This is a genomic window from Cupriavidus sp. DL-D2 (assembly GCF_039710735.1).
Classification (GTDB): Bacteria; Pseudomonadota; Gammaproteobacteria; order Burkholderiales; family Burkholderiaceae; genus Cupriavidus.
This window is the reverse complement of record NZ_JBDKXK010000093.1, coordinates 1-13797: the sequence shown is the minus strand read 5'-3', so window position 1 is coordinate 13797 and position 13797 is coordinate 1. Positions and strand designations below refer to the sequence as shown.

Genomic DNA, 13797 nt, shown 5'->3' with positions numbered 1-13797 from the left:
CCATCATGCAGAACATCAGAACTTCCCGTAAGACCGTTCGCCTTGCCCTCGGCGCGGCACTGTTGCTGGCAGCGGCCGGCGCGCTCGCGTGGTGGCAGAACGGCCAACGCACCAGCTACGACACCGCCACCATCGCCAAGGGCACCGTCACGCAAAGCGTCACCGCCATCGGCACGCTGCATCCGCTGAGTTATGTCGATGTGGGCGCGCAGGTCTCCGGCCAGATCACGCAACTGCACGTCAAGGTGGGCGATCAGGTCAAGAAAGGCCAGTTGCTGGCCGAGATCGATCCCAGCGTGCCGCGCGCCACGGTGGATGCAGGCCGCGCCGAGCTTGCAGGACTCAAGGCACAACTCGCCGAGCAGCAGGCGCTGCACTGGCTGGCCACGCAGCAGGACACGCGCCAGCGCAGCCTGGCCAGCCACGACGCCACACGCGAGGAAGACGTGCAGACCGCCACGGCCAACGTGCGCGCCACCGCCGCACGCATCGACCGCCTGCGCGCGCAGATCGAGCAGACACAATCCACGCTGAACGGCGACATTGCGCGGCTGGGCTATACGCGCATCTACGCGCCGATGTCGGGCACGGTGGTCACACTGGAAGCGCGCCTCGGCCAGACCCTCAACGCCACGTACCAGACGCCCACGCTGCTGCGCGTGGCCGATCTTTCCACGATGACCGTCTGGACCGAAGTGTCCGAAGCCGATGTGCGCCGCGTGCGGCCCGGCATGCGCGCACGATTCAACACGCTGGGCGCCAGCACGCGCAAATGGGAAAGCACGGTGCGCCAAGTGTTGCCCGCCCCGCCGCTCACCGCCACACCGGCCGCTTCCACGCAGACCTCGCAACCCGCCACGCCGGCCAGCAAGGTGGTGCTCTACACGGCCCTGTTCGATGTGGACAATGCCGACGACGCGCTGATGCCGCAGATGACTGCGCAGGTATCGTTCGTCGTCAACGAGGCGCGCGACGTGCCCGTGGCGCCGATGGTGGCGCTGCGTCCTGTCACCGGCAAGGAAGACACCTTCACCGCGCGCGTCATGGATGCCAGCGGACGCACACAGGAGCGCACCGTGCGCGTGGGCGTGCGCGATCGCCTGAACGGGCAGGTCATTGATGGCCTGCGCGAAGGCGACAAGGTCGTGGTACGCGAGCGCCAGCCCGACGACGACATGCCGGGGTTCCGCCTGTGACCGAATCTGTGACCGATACCGATTCCACGCCCCTGCTGTCGCTGCGCGGCCTGCGCAAGCACTATGGCGGGCACGATGGCGCGCCGGCCACCGAAGTGCTGCGCGGCGTGTCGCTCGATATCCATGCCGGCGAGTTCGTCGCCATTGTCGGCAGCTCCGGCTCGGGCAAGTCCACGCTGATGCATCTGCTCGGCGCGCTGGACCGTCCTTCTTCCGGCACATATCAGGTAGCTGGCCGCGATGTGGCTGCACTCGACGCGGACCAGCTTGCGTGGTTGCGGCGCGAGGCATTCGGCTTCGTGTTCCAGGGCTATCACCTGATCGCGACGGAATCCGCACGCGAAAACGTGGAAATTCCCGCGCTCTACGCAGGAACGCCCGCATCCGAACGCGAGGCCCGCGCCACGGCGCTGCTCGCCCGGCTCGGGCTGGGACAGCGGCTCGATCATCGTCCAGGCCAGTTATCTGGCGGACAGCAACAGCGGGTGTCGATTGCCCGCGCGCTGATGAACGGCGGCCGCATCATCCTGGCCGACGAGCCAACGGGCGCACTCGACTCGCACAGCAGTGCCGAGGTGATGCAGTTGCTCGTGGAGTTGGCCGATGCCGGCCACACCGTCATCCTGATCACGCACGACCGCGAAATCGCCGCGCGGGCGCGCCGCGTGATCGAAATCCGCGACGGCGAGATCATCGCGGACACCGGCCCCGCGCCCGTGGCCGACACCGCTGCACGCGCGGCCGATGCATGGCCGCCGCTGTTCGGCGCATCGAACCATCCCGATACGCGCTTTACCGGGTTGGTAGGCGACCTGCACGAAGCCCTGCGCGCGGCGTGGCGCGTGCTATGGATCAACCCGTTCCGCACGGGCCTGACGCTGCTCGGCATCATCATCGGCGTGGCGTCCGTGATCGTGATGCTGGCGGTGGGTAGCGGTTCGCAGTTCCAGGTCATGAAGAAAATGGCGGTGTTCGGCGCCAACAAGATGTACGTGGCGGCCACACCGGCCACGAGCCGCGACCGCACCGGGCCACTGTCGCTGGCCGATGTGGAGACCATGCGCGAGATACCGAATGTCGATATCGCCATGCCGTATCTCGAAGGCTTCGCCATCGCGCGTCGCGGCAATATCGACCATCGCACCGAGGTGGGCGGCGTGACCACGCAGTTCGAGGCCGCACTTGACTGGCCCCTGGCCGCAGGCGTGTTCTTCGATGACGAAGACGAACGCACGCTGGCCAAGGTGGCAATCATCGGCAAGCGCGTTCGCACCGCGCTCTTCGAAGACGGTACCGATCCGGTAGGCCAGACCATCCTGCTGGACAGCGTGCCCTTCCAGGTCATTGGCGTGCTGCAGGAGAAAGGCGCGCTGGCCGGCAACGCCGACGAGGACGACCGCGTGGTGGTGCCCTATTCCACGGCCAGCGCGCGCATCTTCGGCACGCCATATCCCACGTGGGTGGCCGTGGCCATTCGCAAGCTCCAGCTTGCCAAGCAGACCGAAGACGCGATCATCGACGCCATGGCCGTGCAGCGCGGCCAGCGCGATGTGCGCGTCTACAACCGTGCGGAATCGATCCGCGCCAGCGCGGAGACCGAACGCACGATGACGATGATGCTCGGACTGATCGCCGCGATCTCGCTGCTCGTTGGCGGCATCGGCGTCATGAACGTGATGCTGATGACGGTGCGCGAACGCACGCGCGAGATTGGCATCCGCATGGCCACCGGTGCGCGCCAGCGCGACATCCTGCGCCAGTTCATGACCGAGGCCGTGGTGGTCTCCGTCATCGGTGGCGTGGTCGGCGTGGTGGGCGGCACACTGGTCGGCATCGCGCTACGACTGGCGGGCATTCCGGCCATCCTTTCCCTGACGGCCATCCTCGGCGCGTTCAGCTGCGCCGTGGCCACGGGACTCCTGTTTGGCTACATGCCGGCCCGCAATGCCGCACGGTTGGACCCCGTGCAGGCACTCAACAGCGATTGAAGATTGATGATGATGTTCCTGCGCAAGACGGCGGCAATGGCCGCGCTCCTCTCGGCAGTATCGGGCTGTGCCACGCAGGCTGCCGATCCTGCTCCGCTACCCGTCACCCTGCCTGACGCCTGGCGCTTTGGTGCGGCAGGCGGACGCGATGCACTCAGCGCCGCGTGGTGGCAATCGCTCGGCAGCCCTGAACTCGATGGCTTTGTGCAGCAGGCCCTGGCCGATAATCCCGGACTCGCCGCCGCCGAAGCGCGCCTGCGACAGGCACGCGCGGGCGTGGTCATCGCTGCCGCGCCGCTCTGGCCGGAACTCAATGCCGAGGCCAGCGCGGGTCGCAACTACTATCGCTCCGATGCCGTGGGCACCACGTCCAATGATTTCCGGCTGGGGCTGGCGGCCAGCTATGAAGTGGATCTCTGGGGCGGCGTGCGCGCGGGTCGCACTGCCGCGCTGGAAACATGGCGTGCCAGCGGCTTCGACCGCGACGCCACGCATCTGGCGCTGACCAGTGAAGTGGCACTGGCATGGCTGCAAACCGCGAGCCTGCGCGAACGCGTGGTGATCGCCCAGCGTCTGACGGAAAACGCGCAGCGTGTGCTCGGTATCGTCGAAGCGCGCCGCGCTGCGGGACAAGCCACGTTGCTCGAACTCGCGCAGCAGCGTGGCTTCGTGGCGCGTCAGGCGCGTTCGGAAGCGCTGTTGCGGCAGCGCGCCAACGACAGCCTCGTGGCACTGGCCACGCTGCTGGGCCGTCCCGTCACACAGATCGAGATGCAAACCGCATCGCTGAATGGTCTGCGCGCGCCGCTCGTCTCGCCGGACCTGCCGGTCACCTTGATGGCTCGCCGTCCCGACCTGGCGGCTGCCGAAGCACGGCTGGCCTCGGCGCAGGCCGATATCGCCGTGGCCCGTGCGCTGATGTTGCCGCGCCTGACATTGACGGCCAGCGCGTCCGGTTCTGCGGATCGTCCGCGCATGATGTTCGACCAGCCGGCCTACGCTCTCGCCGCTGGCCTGCTCGCGCCGATCTTCAACGCCGGCCGGCTGTCGGCGGGCAAGGATCGGGCCGAAGCTCGCCGCGAGGAACTGCTCGCCGATTACCGGGGTGCCATCGTCGCCGCCACGGCCGACGTGGAACTGGCGCTCAATACGATCGACGGGGTCGCCGCACAGCGCGAGAAGCAGGACGAGGAACTGAGGCAGGCACAGCGCGCGTTCGTGCTGGCCGAGCATCGATATCGTGCCGGAGCCGAAACCTTGCTGACGCTGCTCGACTCCCAGCGCACGCTGCACGATGCCGAGGATGCCGCTGCAACGTTGCGTCTGTCCGCGCTGCAGGCATCCGTGCTGCTGTACAAGGCACTTGGCGGCGGATGGCAGCGTCCGGTCTGAAGCAACAAGACAAACATGGCGTCTGTCACCTGCTTACGACACCGGCTGCACGGCGCTTGTGGCTTCGGAACGATGGAATTAGAATGCAAATAATTCTCAATTACGACAGGCGCCTGACGCCGGTATCGTTACGTGCGCCATGGCCTTGGCTGACCTCAGCGCCGCATCCGCGGGGCATGCTTTCACATCGATCTACCGCAATCACCACAGCTGGCTGGTGAACATGCTCTGGCGCAAGCTCGGCAATGTGGACAATGCGGCAGATCTCGCGCAGGACACCTTCGCGCGTCTGCTGCTCGCGAACGATGCCTCGGCACTGCGCGAACCGCGCGCCTATCTGACTACCGTATCGAGCCGCCTGGCCGCCCATCATTTCCGGCGGCTCGCGCTCGAACGTGCCTACCTGGATGCGCTGGCGCTGCAACCGGAAGCCACTGCCCCATCCCCCGAGACCCGTGCGCTGGTCCTCGAAGCGCTGACCGCCGTGAGTTGCGTGCTCGACCAGTTGCCGGCGCGCACGCGCGACGCCTTCCTGATGTCGCAACTCGATGGCATGACCTATCGCGAAATTGCCGAAGTGCTCGACGTCACGGTCAACGTGGTGCAGAAGGCGATGGGCAAGGCATTCGAACACTGCTATCACGCGGTGTACGGCTGAGCGGATGAACGCACCCGCCCCCACCGTTATCGCCCAGGCCGCGCACTGGATGGCCGTGCTGCAATCGGGCGAAGCCTCCGCTGACGATGAAGCGGCTTGCGCGCGCTGGCGCGAAGCCGATCCGTCGCACGAACTTGCCTGGCAACGCATGTCGGGGATGGGAGAACAGCTTCGCAGCGGGCTCCGGCACGTCCCGCCCGCAATGGCGCGCCAGACACTGGGCTCCGTCAAGAACCAGGCCTCGCGCCGTCAGGCCATGAAAGCGTTGGCCGGACTCGGCGCGCTGACGTTGACGGGCGCCGGTGCATGGGTGGTGGCAGACCCGCTGCCGTTCGGGCAGATGATGGCCGATCACGCCACGCGCGCCGGAGAGCAGCGCACCGTCACCCTGGCCGATGGCACACGCGTCACGCTGAATACGGCAACCGCAATCGATGTCCGCTTCAGCGCCACACAACGCCAGCTCGTGCTGCGCGAGGGCGAAATCGAAATCGTCACTGCGCCCGATCCGCGTGGGCGTCCGTTCGAAGTGGCCACCCGGCTCGGCCGCATCGCGCCGCTTGGCACGCGCTTCACGGTGCGCGATGTCAACCAGGACGCGGGCCAGTCGCACGACAATCCCGTGCTGGTGGCCGTGACCGAAGGTGCGGTAGCCATATCGCCCAAACTCGGCGGCACCACACTGCGCCTGCCAGCCGGTCAGCAGACGCGCTTCACGGCGACTGCCGTGGAGCCTCCGGCAGCGTTCGATCCCGCCAACGCCGCATGGCTCGACGACATGATCGTCGCCAGCGACATGCCATTGCCGCGCTTTATCGCCGAACTGGGACGCTATCGCCGTGGCATCTTGCGCTGCGATCCCGCGCTGTCCGACCTCACGGTATCGGGTGCGTTTCCGCTGCAAGATACCGACGCAGTGCTCGCGCTGCTGCAGGAAGCGTTGCCCGTGCGCACGCGTTCGGTGACGCGGTATTGGGTCACGGTGCTGCCGCGCTAGGCGGCGTTCAAGAATTTTTCATTTTCTTCGGCAGGTTTCTTCGATTCGCGGGTCAAGTACATAGCGACATCTCTGCGGAGCCACGCAGGTCGCCGACACCCAAACACAGAGGAACACTGCACCATGCTTCATCGACTTCCCGGCCACGGATTTGCCCGCAAGCCGATCGTGCGCGCCTTGCAGGCGGCATTGCTGGCCATGCCCGTTGGCGGCGCGGCGCTCCTGCCCGCCGTGGCAATGGCCCAGGACGCCCAGCCGAGCGCCCGTTCGTACGCCATCGAGGCGGGTCCGCTGGACAAGACGCTGACACGCTTCGGCCGGGAAGCCGGCATCCTAATCGCTGTCGATCCCGCGCTCACGCAGGGCCTGCAAAGCGGCGGGCTGCAGGGCAGCTATTCCGTCGATGCCGGTTTGTCCGCGTTGCTGGCTGGACATCGACTGGAAGCCGTGCATGGCGCCAGCGGCGGCTATCGCCTGCGCCGCACGGAAGCCGCAAGCGGTGCCGTGGATGCCAGTGCGGGTGCGGGGTCCGGCGAAGGTGGCGTGATGCTCGCGCCCGTGACGGTCAGCGCGGCGGGATTACGTGACGGCGTGACCGAGGGCACCGGCTCCTACACCAGCGACTATTCCAGCACCGCTACGCGGCTCGGTCTCTCGCCGCGCGAAACGCCGCAGTCCATCAGCATCATCACCAGCCAGCAGATGCAGGACCAGGGCCTCACGCAACTGGCCGATGTGGTCGCGCAAACGCCCGGCCTGACCATCAACCAGAGCGGCAACCTGGGTTCGGATTCGAGCGCCATTTATTCACGCGGCTTTGCCGTCGAGAACTATCAGATCGATGGCGTGCCGCAACTGAACAGCAACTACAACTCGCTGTTCCAGTCGGCCGACATGGCCATCTACGATCACGTGGAAGTGGTGCGCGGCGCCACGGGCCTGATGAACGGCCTGGGCTCGCCCGCCGCTACCATCAACCTCGTACGCAAGAAGCCGACGTCGACATTCGAGGCATCCGCTTCGGTGGAAGGCGGATCATGGGACTACCGCCGCGCCGAGGCCGACGTCTCCACGCCGCTGAACAAGTCCGGCTCCGTACGCGGCCGATTTGTTGCCGCGTATCAGGAGAACAACAGCTATATCGAGCGCCTGCACGAACGTCGCGAAATTTTCTATGGCGTAGTGGAAGCCGACCTGACACCGCGCACGCTGGCCACAGTGGGCTTCTCCTGGCAGAGCTTCGACCTGACCGGCCACGCACGCTCCGGACTGCCGCTGTTCTTTGCCGATGGCGGCACGACCAACTGGGCACGCTCCAAATCGGCTGCTGCGGACTGGGCTTACTCGTACCGCTCGAACCAGACGTTCTTCGGCTCGCTCGAACATCGCTTCACGAATGGCTGGCGCATCAAGGGCACGCTGAGCCACGACCGCAACACCTTTGACGAAGTGCTCGGCTACGCAGCCGGCGGCTATCCGGACCGCGCCACGGGCTCCGGTGTCAACCTGTGGGCGTCGCGCTGGATGGGCAAACCCGAGCAGACCTCGCTCGACCTCTACGCCACGGGTCCGTTCCAGTTGTTCGGCCGCACGCATGAACTGGTGGTGGGGACGACGCTGGCGCGTACCGTGTTTGCTGCGCCGACCTTCGGCGCGTGGTTCTTCGATGACTGGAGCAGCGCGGTACCGAACATCTATACGTGGAATGGCACGGACCCGGCCGCTCCGTACAACCCGCGCCAGGGCACCTATGACTTCTTCGAACAGACGGCCAGCGCCTACGCCACGGCGCGTCTGCGTCCGACCGATTCGCTGTCGGTGCTGCTGGGTACGCGGATCACTTCGTGGAAGAACGATACGACCCAGTCGTACCTCGACGGCTCGCCGTCGGAAAACAGCAACCGCTCCGAGCGCGGCAAGATCACGCCGTACGTAGGTATCGTCTACGACTTCAACAAGAACTTCTCCGCCTACGCCAGCTACACGAGCATCTTCAAGCCGCAGTCGAACCGCGACGTCAACGGCGGCTTCCTCGATCCGCTCGTCGGCAATGGCTACGAAGTCGGCACGAAGGCCAGCTTCTTCGACGGCGCACTGAACGCCAGCGCCGCCGCGTACCTGGTCAAGCAGGACAACCTGGCCGTGGCATTGCCGGGCGTGCTGGCACCGGACGGCTCGCAAGCCTATTACGGGGCATCGGGCGCCAAGACCAAGGGCTATGAGTTGGAACTGTCGGGCCGCCTCGCCACCAACTGGCAAGCGTCCGCCGGCTTCACGCGCAACATCTCGTCAGACCGCGACGGCGCACCGCTGAACACCACGATTCCGCAAGACTCGTTCAAGCTGTTCACCACCTACCGCATCGCCGCCATCGGCAACGGCCTGACGGTGGGCGGCGGCCTGCGCTGGCAGAGCAGCATCTACGCCAACAACCAGGGCCCGCAGAAGGTGCGCTTCACGCAAGGCAGCTACTCGATCGTCGACCTGATGGCACGCTATCCGATCACCAAGAAGGTGGCCGTCACGCTGAACCTGTACAACCTGTTCGACAAGAACTACTACACCAGCACCGGCTCGGCGTTTTATGGTGCGCCGCGTAGTTTCAGGCTGGGGGTTGTGGCGAAGTATTGATCGGCAACATCGCCGGTTTCTCCCCTCTCCCGCTTGCGGGAGAGGGGAGAAACCCCCTCCTCGCATTACTCATTCACCGCTCCGGCATCACCCCCACATACCGCCCTCGTGGCCGTATCACCTGCCCCACGCCCAACTGTTCCAGGCTATGCGCCAGCAACCCCACGCTGCGCGCGGTGGCGAACAGTGCAAACGCTGCATCGTCGGGCAATCCGTAATGCGTGACCAGCGCCGCCAGTGCCACGTCGATATTGGGCTGCAAGCCCGTCAGACCGCTGGCTTTCTCGATAAAGCGCGCGATGTTTTCGGGCAAATCGATCATCGCCAGTAGCGCCGTGGCGCGTGGATCGCCATCCGGATACAGATGATGACCGAAGCCGGCCAATGGCACGCCGGTCGACAAATGATGGGCGATGACATGATCCTCGCCCTGCCGCTCCACCTCGTCGAACAATGCCTTGACCCGTCCTGAGGCATCGCCGTGCAGCGGACCCGACAGCGTGGTCATGCCCGACAACAGGCACGCAGGCAGCGATGCGCCCGTAGACGCCGCGATGCGCGACGCGAACGCCGAACTCGTCAATTCATGATCGACGAGTAACACCATAGCCGTGCGCAACAACTCCGCCACATGAGCCGGCTGTTTCCAGCCTTGCGCGAATCGCAGATGCAGCGATTGCGCGCCTTTTGCCGCGCCGAATGCATTGGCGATCTTCCCCACCAGACCCTGCGCCTCCTGATGCAGCACCCGCGTCATGCGGCCATGGGTCGAATGTCCCGTCGCGGCGAGGCCCGCGAGCATCGTGAACGCAGCGACGCGTCCCGGCGTAGTGACGCGATCCGCGCACGAGAAATCCACGGGCTGCCCCGCGCTCCACAACAGTTGCGCCGCCTCTTCCACGCTGGCCGTCTTTGCCAGCGCCACCGCATCCTGCCCCCGGTAGTAGAGCCGCTCACGCAGGAAGGTCGATATCGAGGTGGGAATGCTCGGCTCCGCGCCGAACAGCGTATTGGTTGCCAGCGTCTCGTGCTTGCGGCCCGCCTGCTTGCGCCTGGCGAGCCCCGCCACATCCTCCGCACGATACAGGCTGCGGCGGGAATCAGATGGATCGGACATCACTTCGAGCTTGCCGCGACTCACATACGCATAGATTGTCTGCGGGCGCACACCCAGGCGGCTGCATACCTCATCCATCGAAATCCAGGAACTCATCCCATCACTCGCCAAAAAAAGTTATGTTGATTTTATAGATCAATATTGCGTCATAAATCAAGTCATCACTACTATGTCTTCAACGTGCAACACGCCACGATTTCGAAAGAGAGAGACATGAAGCCCCAGGTACTGCAGCTCAATCCCATCCTCATCCCGGCCGCCAACGAACAACTGGCCGCGCGCTATACCGTCCACAAGTTTTTCGAGATCGCCGATCAGGCAGCGTGGCTGCGCGAGCATGGCAGCGCCGTCGAAGCCGTGATCACGGGCGGCCATACGGGTATCCAGCGGGCCATGCTCGAACAATTGCCTGCCCTGAAGGTGGTGGCGGTCAACGGCGTGGGCACCGATGCGGTGGACCTGGCGTACTGCCGCGAGCGCGGTCTGCCGGTGACTGCCACATTGGGCGCGCTGACCGAGGACGTGGCCGATCTGGCCATCGGCCTGCTGATTGCCGCGTGCCGCAACATCGCAGCGGGCGATCGATTCGTGCGCGACGGTCAGTGGGAACTGCATCCTCAGCCGAGCGCGATTCCGTTGGCGCGCCGCTTCAGCGGCATGAACATCGGCATCGTCGGCATGGGCCGTGTGGGCCGTGCCGTCGCCACTCGGGCTGCGGCGTTCGGCTGCCCGATCCGCTACACCGACCTGCGTCGCATGGACGATCTCTCGTACGAATTCGTGGCCGACCTGCGCGAGCTGGCGCGTGCCAGCGACGCACTCGTACTATGCGCTGCCGCCGACAAGGCCGAAGGCATCGTCGATGCCGCCGTGCTCGATGCACTGGGTCCGCAAGGCTTCCTCGTCAACGTGGCACGTGGACGACTGGTCAATGAAACCGATCTGGTGGCAGCCATCGAAGGTGGCCGCATCGCCGGTGCCGGTCTCGATGTGTTCGTGGACGAACCGCGCGTACCGCAGACGCTGCGCGACTCCGACCGCACCACGCTGCAGGCGCACCGCGCCAGCGCCACGTGGGAAACACGCGGCGCCATGGCGCAGATGGTGCTCGACAGCGTGGCGCAGGCGCTTGCGGGCGAGCGTCCGGCCATGAGCCTGACCACTTGATACGTTGACGCGCACGGCACACATCAACATGACCGACTTCGTGTTTCCGCCCGCCGCACAGCCCTGGCTTCCCGTGGCCGATAGCACTGCGCGCTTTCCGCTGGCGCGCGTCTTTTGCATCGGCCGCAACTACCGCTGGCAGCCCGACGAACCCGCACCCACGGCAATGCCTGCGTGGTTCATGAAACCGGCCACGGCCATCGTGCCCGCGCAAGGCACGCTGCCCTATCCGCCCGAGACGACATCGTTCTGCCACGAGGTGGAACTTGTCGTCGCGATTGGCGAGGGCGGACGCGACATCGATCCTTCGCAGGTGGAAGCCCGCCATATCTGGGGCTACGCCGTGGGGCTCGACATGACGCGGCGCGACCTGCAGCTCGAAGCCAAGCAAGTTGGCGGCCCATGGGAGCCTTCGAAGGCATTCGATGCTTCGGCGCCCTGCACCCCCATCGTGCCTGCCGCCGTCTGCGGCCATCCGCGCGAGCGGACGATCCGGCTCGCGGTCAATGGCGTGGAGCGTCAGCGCGGCGATGTATCGGGACTGCTGTTCCCGATACCCGAACTCGTGGCGATGCTGTCGCGCTCCGTGACGTTGATGCCCGGCGATCTGATCTTCACGGGTACGCCATCGGGCGTGGCCGCGCTGGAACCCGGCGACGTGATCACCGCCTGCGTGGCAGGTATCGGCGACCTGTCGATGACGGTGGGCCACTGACAACCTTGCAGAACATCCAGAACAAATACAGGAGACACCCTTGAACACCCCTCGCAAGATCGCACTCGTTACCGGCGCCGGAAGCGGCGTTGGCAAGCTCACCGCGCTGGCCCTGCTCGACGATGGATGGACCGTGGTATTGGCGGGCCGTCGCGCGGAACCGCTGCAGGCACTGGTGGCCGATGCCGCCACGCGCGGCCAGACCGCTATGGCTGTGCCCGCCGATGTCACGAATCCCGAGAGCGTGCAGGCACTGTTCGACACCATCGAACGCGAATTCGGACGGCTCGACATGGTGTTCAACAACGCCGGTGTCAACGCACCCGCCGTGCCCATCGACGAACTGCCGCTGGAAAAATGGTTCAGCGTCATCGACACCAACGTCACCGGCGTCTTCCTGTGCGCACGCGCCGCGTTCGGCCTGATGCGCCGGCAATCGCCACAAGGTGGCCGCATCATCAACAACGGATCGATCTCGGCCCATGTGCCGCGTCCGTTCACGTCACCCTACACCGCAAGCAAGCACGCCGTGAGCGGCATCACCAAGGCGCTGGCGCTCGATGGCCGCGCGTTCAACATCGTCGCCAGCCAGATCGACATCGGCAACGCATTGACGGAGTTGTCCGAGCGCATGACGCGCGGTGTGCTGCAAGCCAATGGCACGACAGCACCGGAACCGATGATGGATGCACGCCATGTCGCAAACGCCGTGCGCCACATGGCATCGCTGCCGCTCGATGCCAATGTGCTGACCATGACCGTCATGGCGAGCCACATGCCTTACGTCGGACGCGGCTGACGCACCGCACCCCTATTCATGCGCATCGGGTGAGCCCGATGCGCAGACCAGAGTTGACACAAGTTGACCAGAACACCAGTACGCAATCGGAGACAACCATGCGAATCCTTCCCCTCATCAAGACCCTGGCCCTGCCCGCCGCACTGTGCATGGCCGCTGGCATCGCGTCAGCACAAGGCAGCTATCCCACCCGCCCCGTCACGATCATCGTGCCCGCACCGGCAGGCGGCGGCATCGACCTCGTTGCGCGCGTGGTAGCCGAGAAGCTGACGACGAAAATGGGCCAGCCGTTCGTGGTGGATAACCGCCCCGGCGCATCGAACAACCTGGGCACTGCACTGCTCGCCAATGCCAAGCCCGATGGGTACACCATCGGCATCGTCGGCGGCAGCCACAACATCAACAAGTTCCTGTTCAAGAATCTGGGCTGGGACCCGCAGAAGAGCTTCGAGCCGATTGTCTACACGCACGAGATTCCGCTCGTGTTCGCGGTCTACAACAAGCTGCCCGCCAAGACGCTGCCCGAACTGGTCACGTGGATGAAGGCCAATCCAAATGAGGCCAAGGTCGCCACGTCGGGCCGTGGCAGCGCACAGGAAATGGCCGCCGAGATGTTCCACATGGTCAGCGGCGCGCCCACGCTGCTGGTGCCGTACAAGGGTTCGTCCGCCGCGCATCCCGACCTGATCGCGGGGCGCACCGTGCTCTACATCGACACCATCAGCGCCATCCAGGAACAGGTACGCGCCGGACACGTACGCGCCGTGGCCGTTTCCACGCGCAATCGTTCCAAGACGCTGCCGAACGTTCCGACCGCCGAAGAGCAGGGTCTCAAGGGCTACGATGCCAACACCAACGGCGGCTTCCTCGCACCGGCCGGTACACCGAAGGACATCGTCGCGAAGCTGAACACCGAGATCAATGCGGCGCTGAAGCTGCCTGAAGTCCGCGCGAAGCTGGAGTCTGCCGGGATCGAGGTACAGGGCGGCACGCCGCAGCAGTACGCAGCGCTGATTCAATCGGACCTGAACAAGTGGGGGAAGGTTGTGAAGGAGGCGAATATTCAGCCGGAGTGATATTCGTACTCCGATTGTTTGCTCTGTACTGGTCAAGTTTTTTCAGACACCTCGATAGGTT

At 65.3% G+C, this 13797-nt stretch carries 11 protein-coding genes; 10 read left to right on the top strand and 1 reads right to left on the bottom strand.

What is annotated here, in order from left to right; all coding sequences use genetic code 11:
• The first annotated feature begins 5 nt into the window (after nt 1-5).
• From ABDB81_RS28900 to ABDB81_RS28875, 6 genes are all read left to right on the top strand, one after another.
• Nucleotides 6-1196 carry an efflux RND transporter periplasmic adaptor subunit gene (locus tag ABDB81_RS28900; protein ID WP_346814242.1) on the top strand — a complete coding sequence of 397 codons (1191 nt, stop codon included), beginning with the start codon at nt 6-8 and terminating at the stop codon, nt 1194-1196.
• Nucleotides 1193-3184 carry a MacB family efflux pump subunit gene (locus tag ABDB81_RS28895; RefSeq protein WP_346814241.1) on the top strand — a complete coding sequence of 664 codons (1992 nt, stop codon included), beginning with the start codon at nt 1193-1195 and terminating at the stop codon, nt 3182-3184. The genes ABDB81_RS28900 and ABDB81_RS28895 overlap by 4 nt, the downstream gene beginning before the upstream one ends.
• 6 nt (nt 3185-3190) lie before the next feature.
• Nucleotides 3191-4576: an efflux transporter outer membrane subunit gene (locus tag ABDB81_RS28890; protein ID WP_346814240.1), complete on the top strand. Its 1386-nt coding sequence runs from the start codon at nt 3191-3193 to the stop codon at nt 4574-4576.
• A 139-nt stretch (nt 4577-4715) separates the two neighbouring features.
• Nucleotides 4716-5234, top strand: a complete 519-nt coding sequence (locus ABDB81_RS28885) for a sigma-70 family RNA polymerase sigma factor (protein ID WP_160473615.1) — start codon at nt 4716-4718, stop codon at nt 5232-5234.
• 4 nt (nt 5235-5238) lie between these two features.
• The gene (locus ABDB81_RS28880) at nt 5239-6231 is read left to right on the top strand and encodes a FecR domain-containing protein (protein ID WP_346814239.1); all 993 of its coding nucleotides are present in this window, start codon (nt 5239-5241) and stop codon (nt 6229-6231) included.
• Between the two features lie 123 nt (nt 6232-6354).
• Nucleotides 6355-8862: a TonB-dependent siderophore receptor gene (locus tag ABDB81_RS28875; protein ID WP_346814238.1), complete on the top strand. Its 2508-nt coding sequence runs from the start codon at nt 6355-6357 to the stop codon at nt 8860-8862.
• A 73-nt stretch (nt 8863-8935) separates the two neighbouring features.
• Here ABDB81_RS28875 and ABDB81_RS28870 read toward each other — a convergent pair whose 3' ends face one another.
• A complete protein-coding gene (locus tag ABDB81_RS28870) occupies nt 8936-10075 on the bottom strand; it encodes a citrate synthase family protein (RefSeq protein ID WP_346814237.1) in 1140 nt (379 codons plus the stop codon).
• Between the two features lie 117 nt (nt 10076-10192).
• Between ABDB81_RS28870 and ABDB81_RS28865 the strand changes: the two genes are divergently transcribed.
• The 4 genes from ABDB81_RS28865 to ABDB81_RS28850 all read left to right on the top strand — a co-directional run bounded on the left by ABDB81_RS28865 (nt 10193) and on the right by ABDB81_RS28850 (nt 13736).
• Nucleotides 10193-11146, top strand: coding sequence for a 2-hydroxyacid dehydrogenase (locus ABDB81_RS28865; RefSeq protein ID WP_160473611.1), 954 nt, complete (start codon nt 10193-10195; stop codon nt 11144-11146).
• A gap of 28 nt (nt 11147-11174) precedes the next feature.
• A complete protein-coding gene (locus ABDB81_RS28860; protein WP_346814236.1) occupies nt 11175-11861 on the top strand; it encodes a fumarylacetoacetate hydrolase family protein in 687 nt (228 codons plus the stop codon).
• Between the two features lie 40 nt (nt 11862-11901).
• Nucleotides 11902-12660, top strand: coding sequence for an SDR family oxidoreductase (locus tag ABDB81_RS28855; RefSeq protein WP_137923499.1), 759 nt, complete (start codon nt 11902-11904; stop codon nt 12658-12660).
• A gap of 98 nt (nt 12661-12758) precedes the next feature.
• The gene (locus ABDB81_RS28850; RefSeq protein ID WP_137923500.1) at nt 12759-13736 is read left to right on the top strand and encodes a tripartite tricarboxylate transporter substrate binding protein; all 978 of its coding nucleotides are present in this window, start codon (nt 12759-12761) and stop codon (nt 13734-13736) included.
• Nucleotides 13737-13797: the final 61 nt, after the last annotated feature.

Excerpts from the sequence above, each read along its gene's own strand:
- ABDB81_RS28900 (WP_346814242.1), top strand. The coding sequence starts at position 6 with ATGCAGAACATCAGAACTTCCCGTAAGACCGTTCGCCTTGCCCTCGGC.
- ABDB81_RS28890 (WP_346814240.1), top strand. The coding sequence starts at position 3,191 with ATGATGATGTTCCTGCGCAAGACGGCGGCAATGGCCGCGCTCCTCTCG.
- ABDB81_RS28885 (WP_160473615.1), top strand. The coding sequence starts at position 4,716 with ATGGCCTTGGCTGACCTCAGCGCCGCATCCGCGGGGCATGCTTTCACA.
- ABDB81_RS28880 (WP_346814239.1), top strand. The coding sequence starts at position 5,239 with ATGAACGCACCCGCCCCCACCGTTATCGCCCAGGCCGCGCACTGGATG.
- ABDB81_RS28875 (WP_346814238.1), top strand. The coding sequence starts at position 6,355 with ATGCTTCATCGACTTCCCGGCCACGGATTTGCCCGCAAGCCGATCGTG.
- ABDB81_RS28870 (WP_346814237.1), bottom strand. The coding sequence starts at position 10,075 with ATGAGTTCCTGGATTTCGATGGATGAGGTATGCAGCCGCCTGGGTGTG.
- ABDB81_RS28865 (WP_160473611.1), top strand. The coding sequence starts at position 10,193 with ATGAAGCCCCAGGTACTGCAGCTCAATCCCATCCTCATCCCGGCCGCC.
- ABDB81_RS28860 (WP_346814236.1), top strand. The coding sequence starts at position 11,175 with ATGACCGACTTCGTGTTTCCGCCCGCCGCACAGCCCTGGCTTCCCGTG.
- ABDB81_RS28850 (WP_137923500.1), top strand. The coding sequence starts at position 12,759 with ATGCGAATCCTTCCCCTCATCAAGACCCTGGCCCTGCCCGCCGCACTG.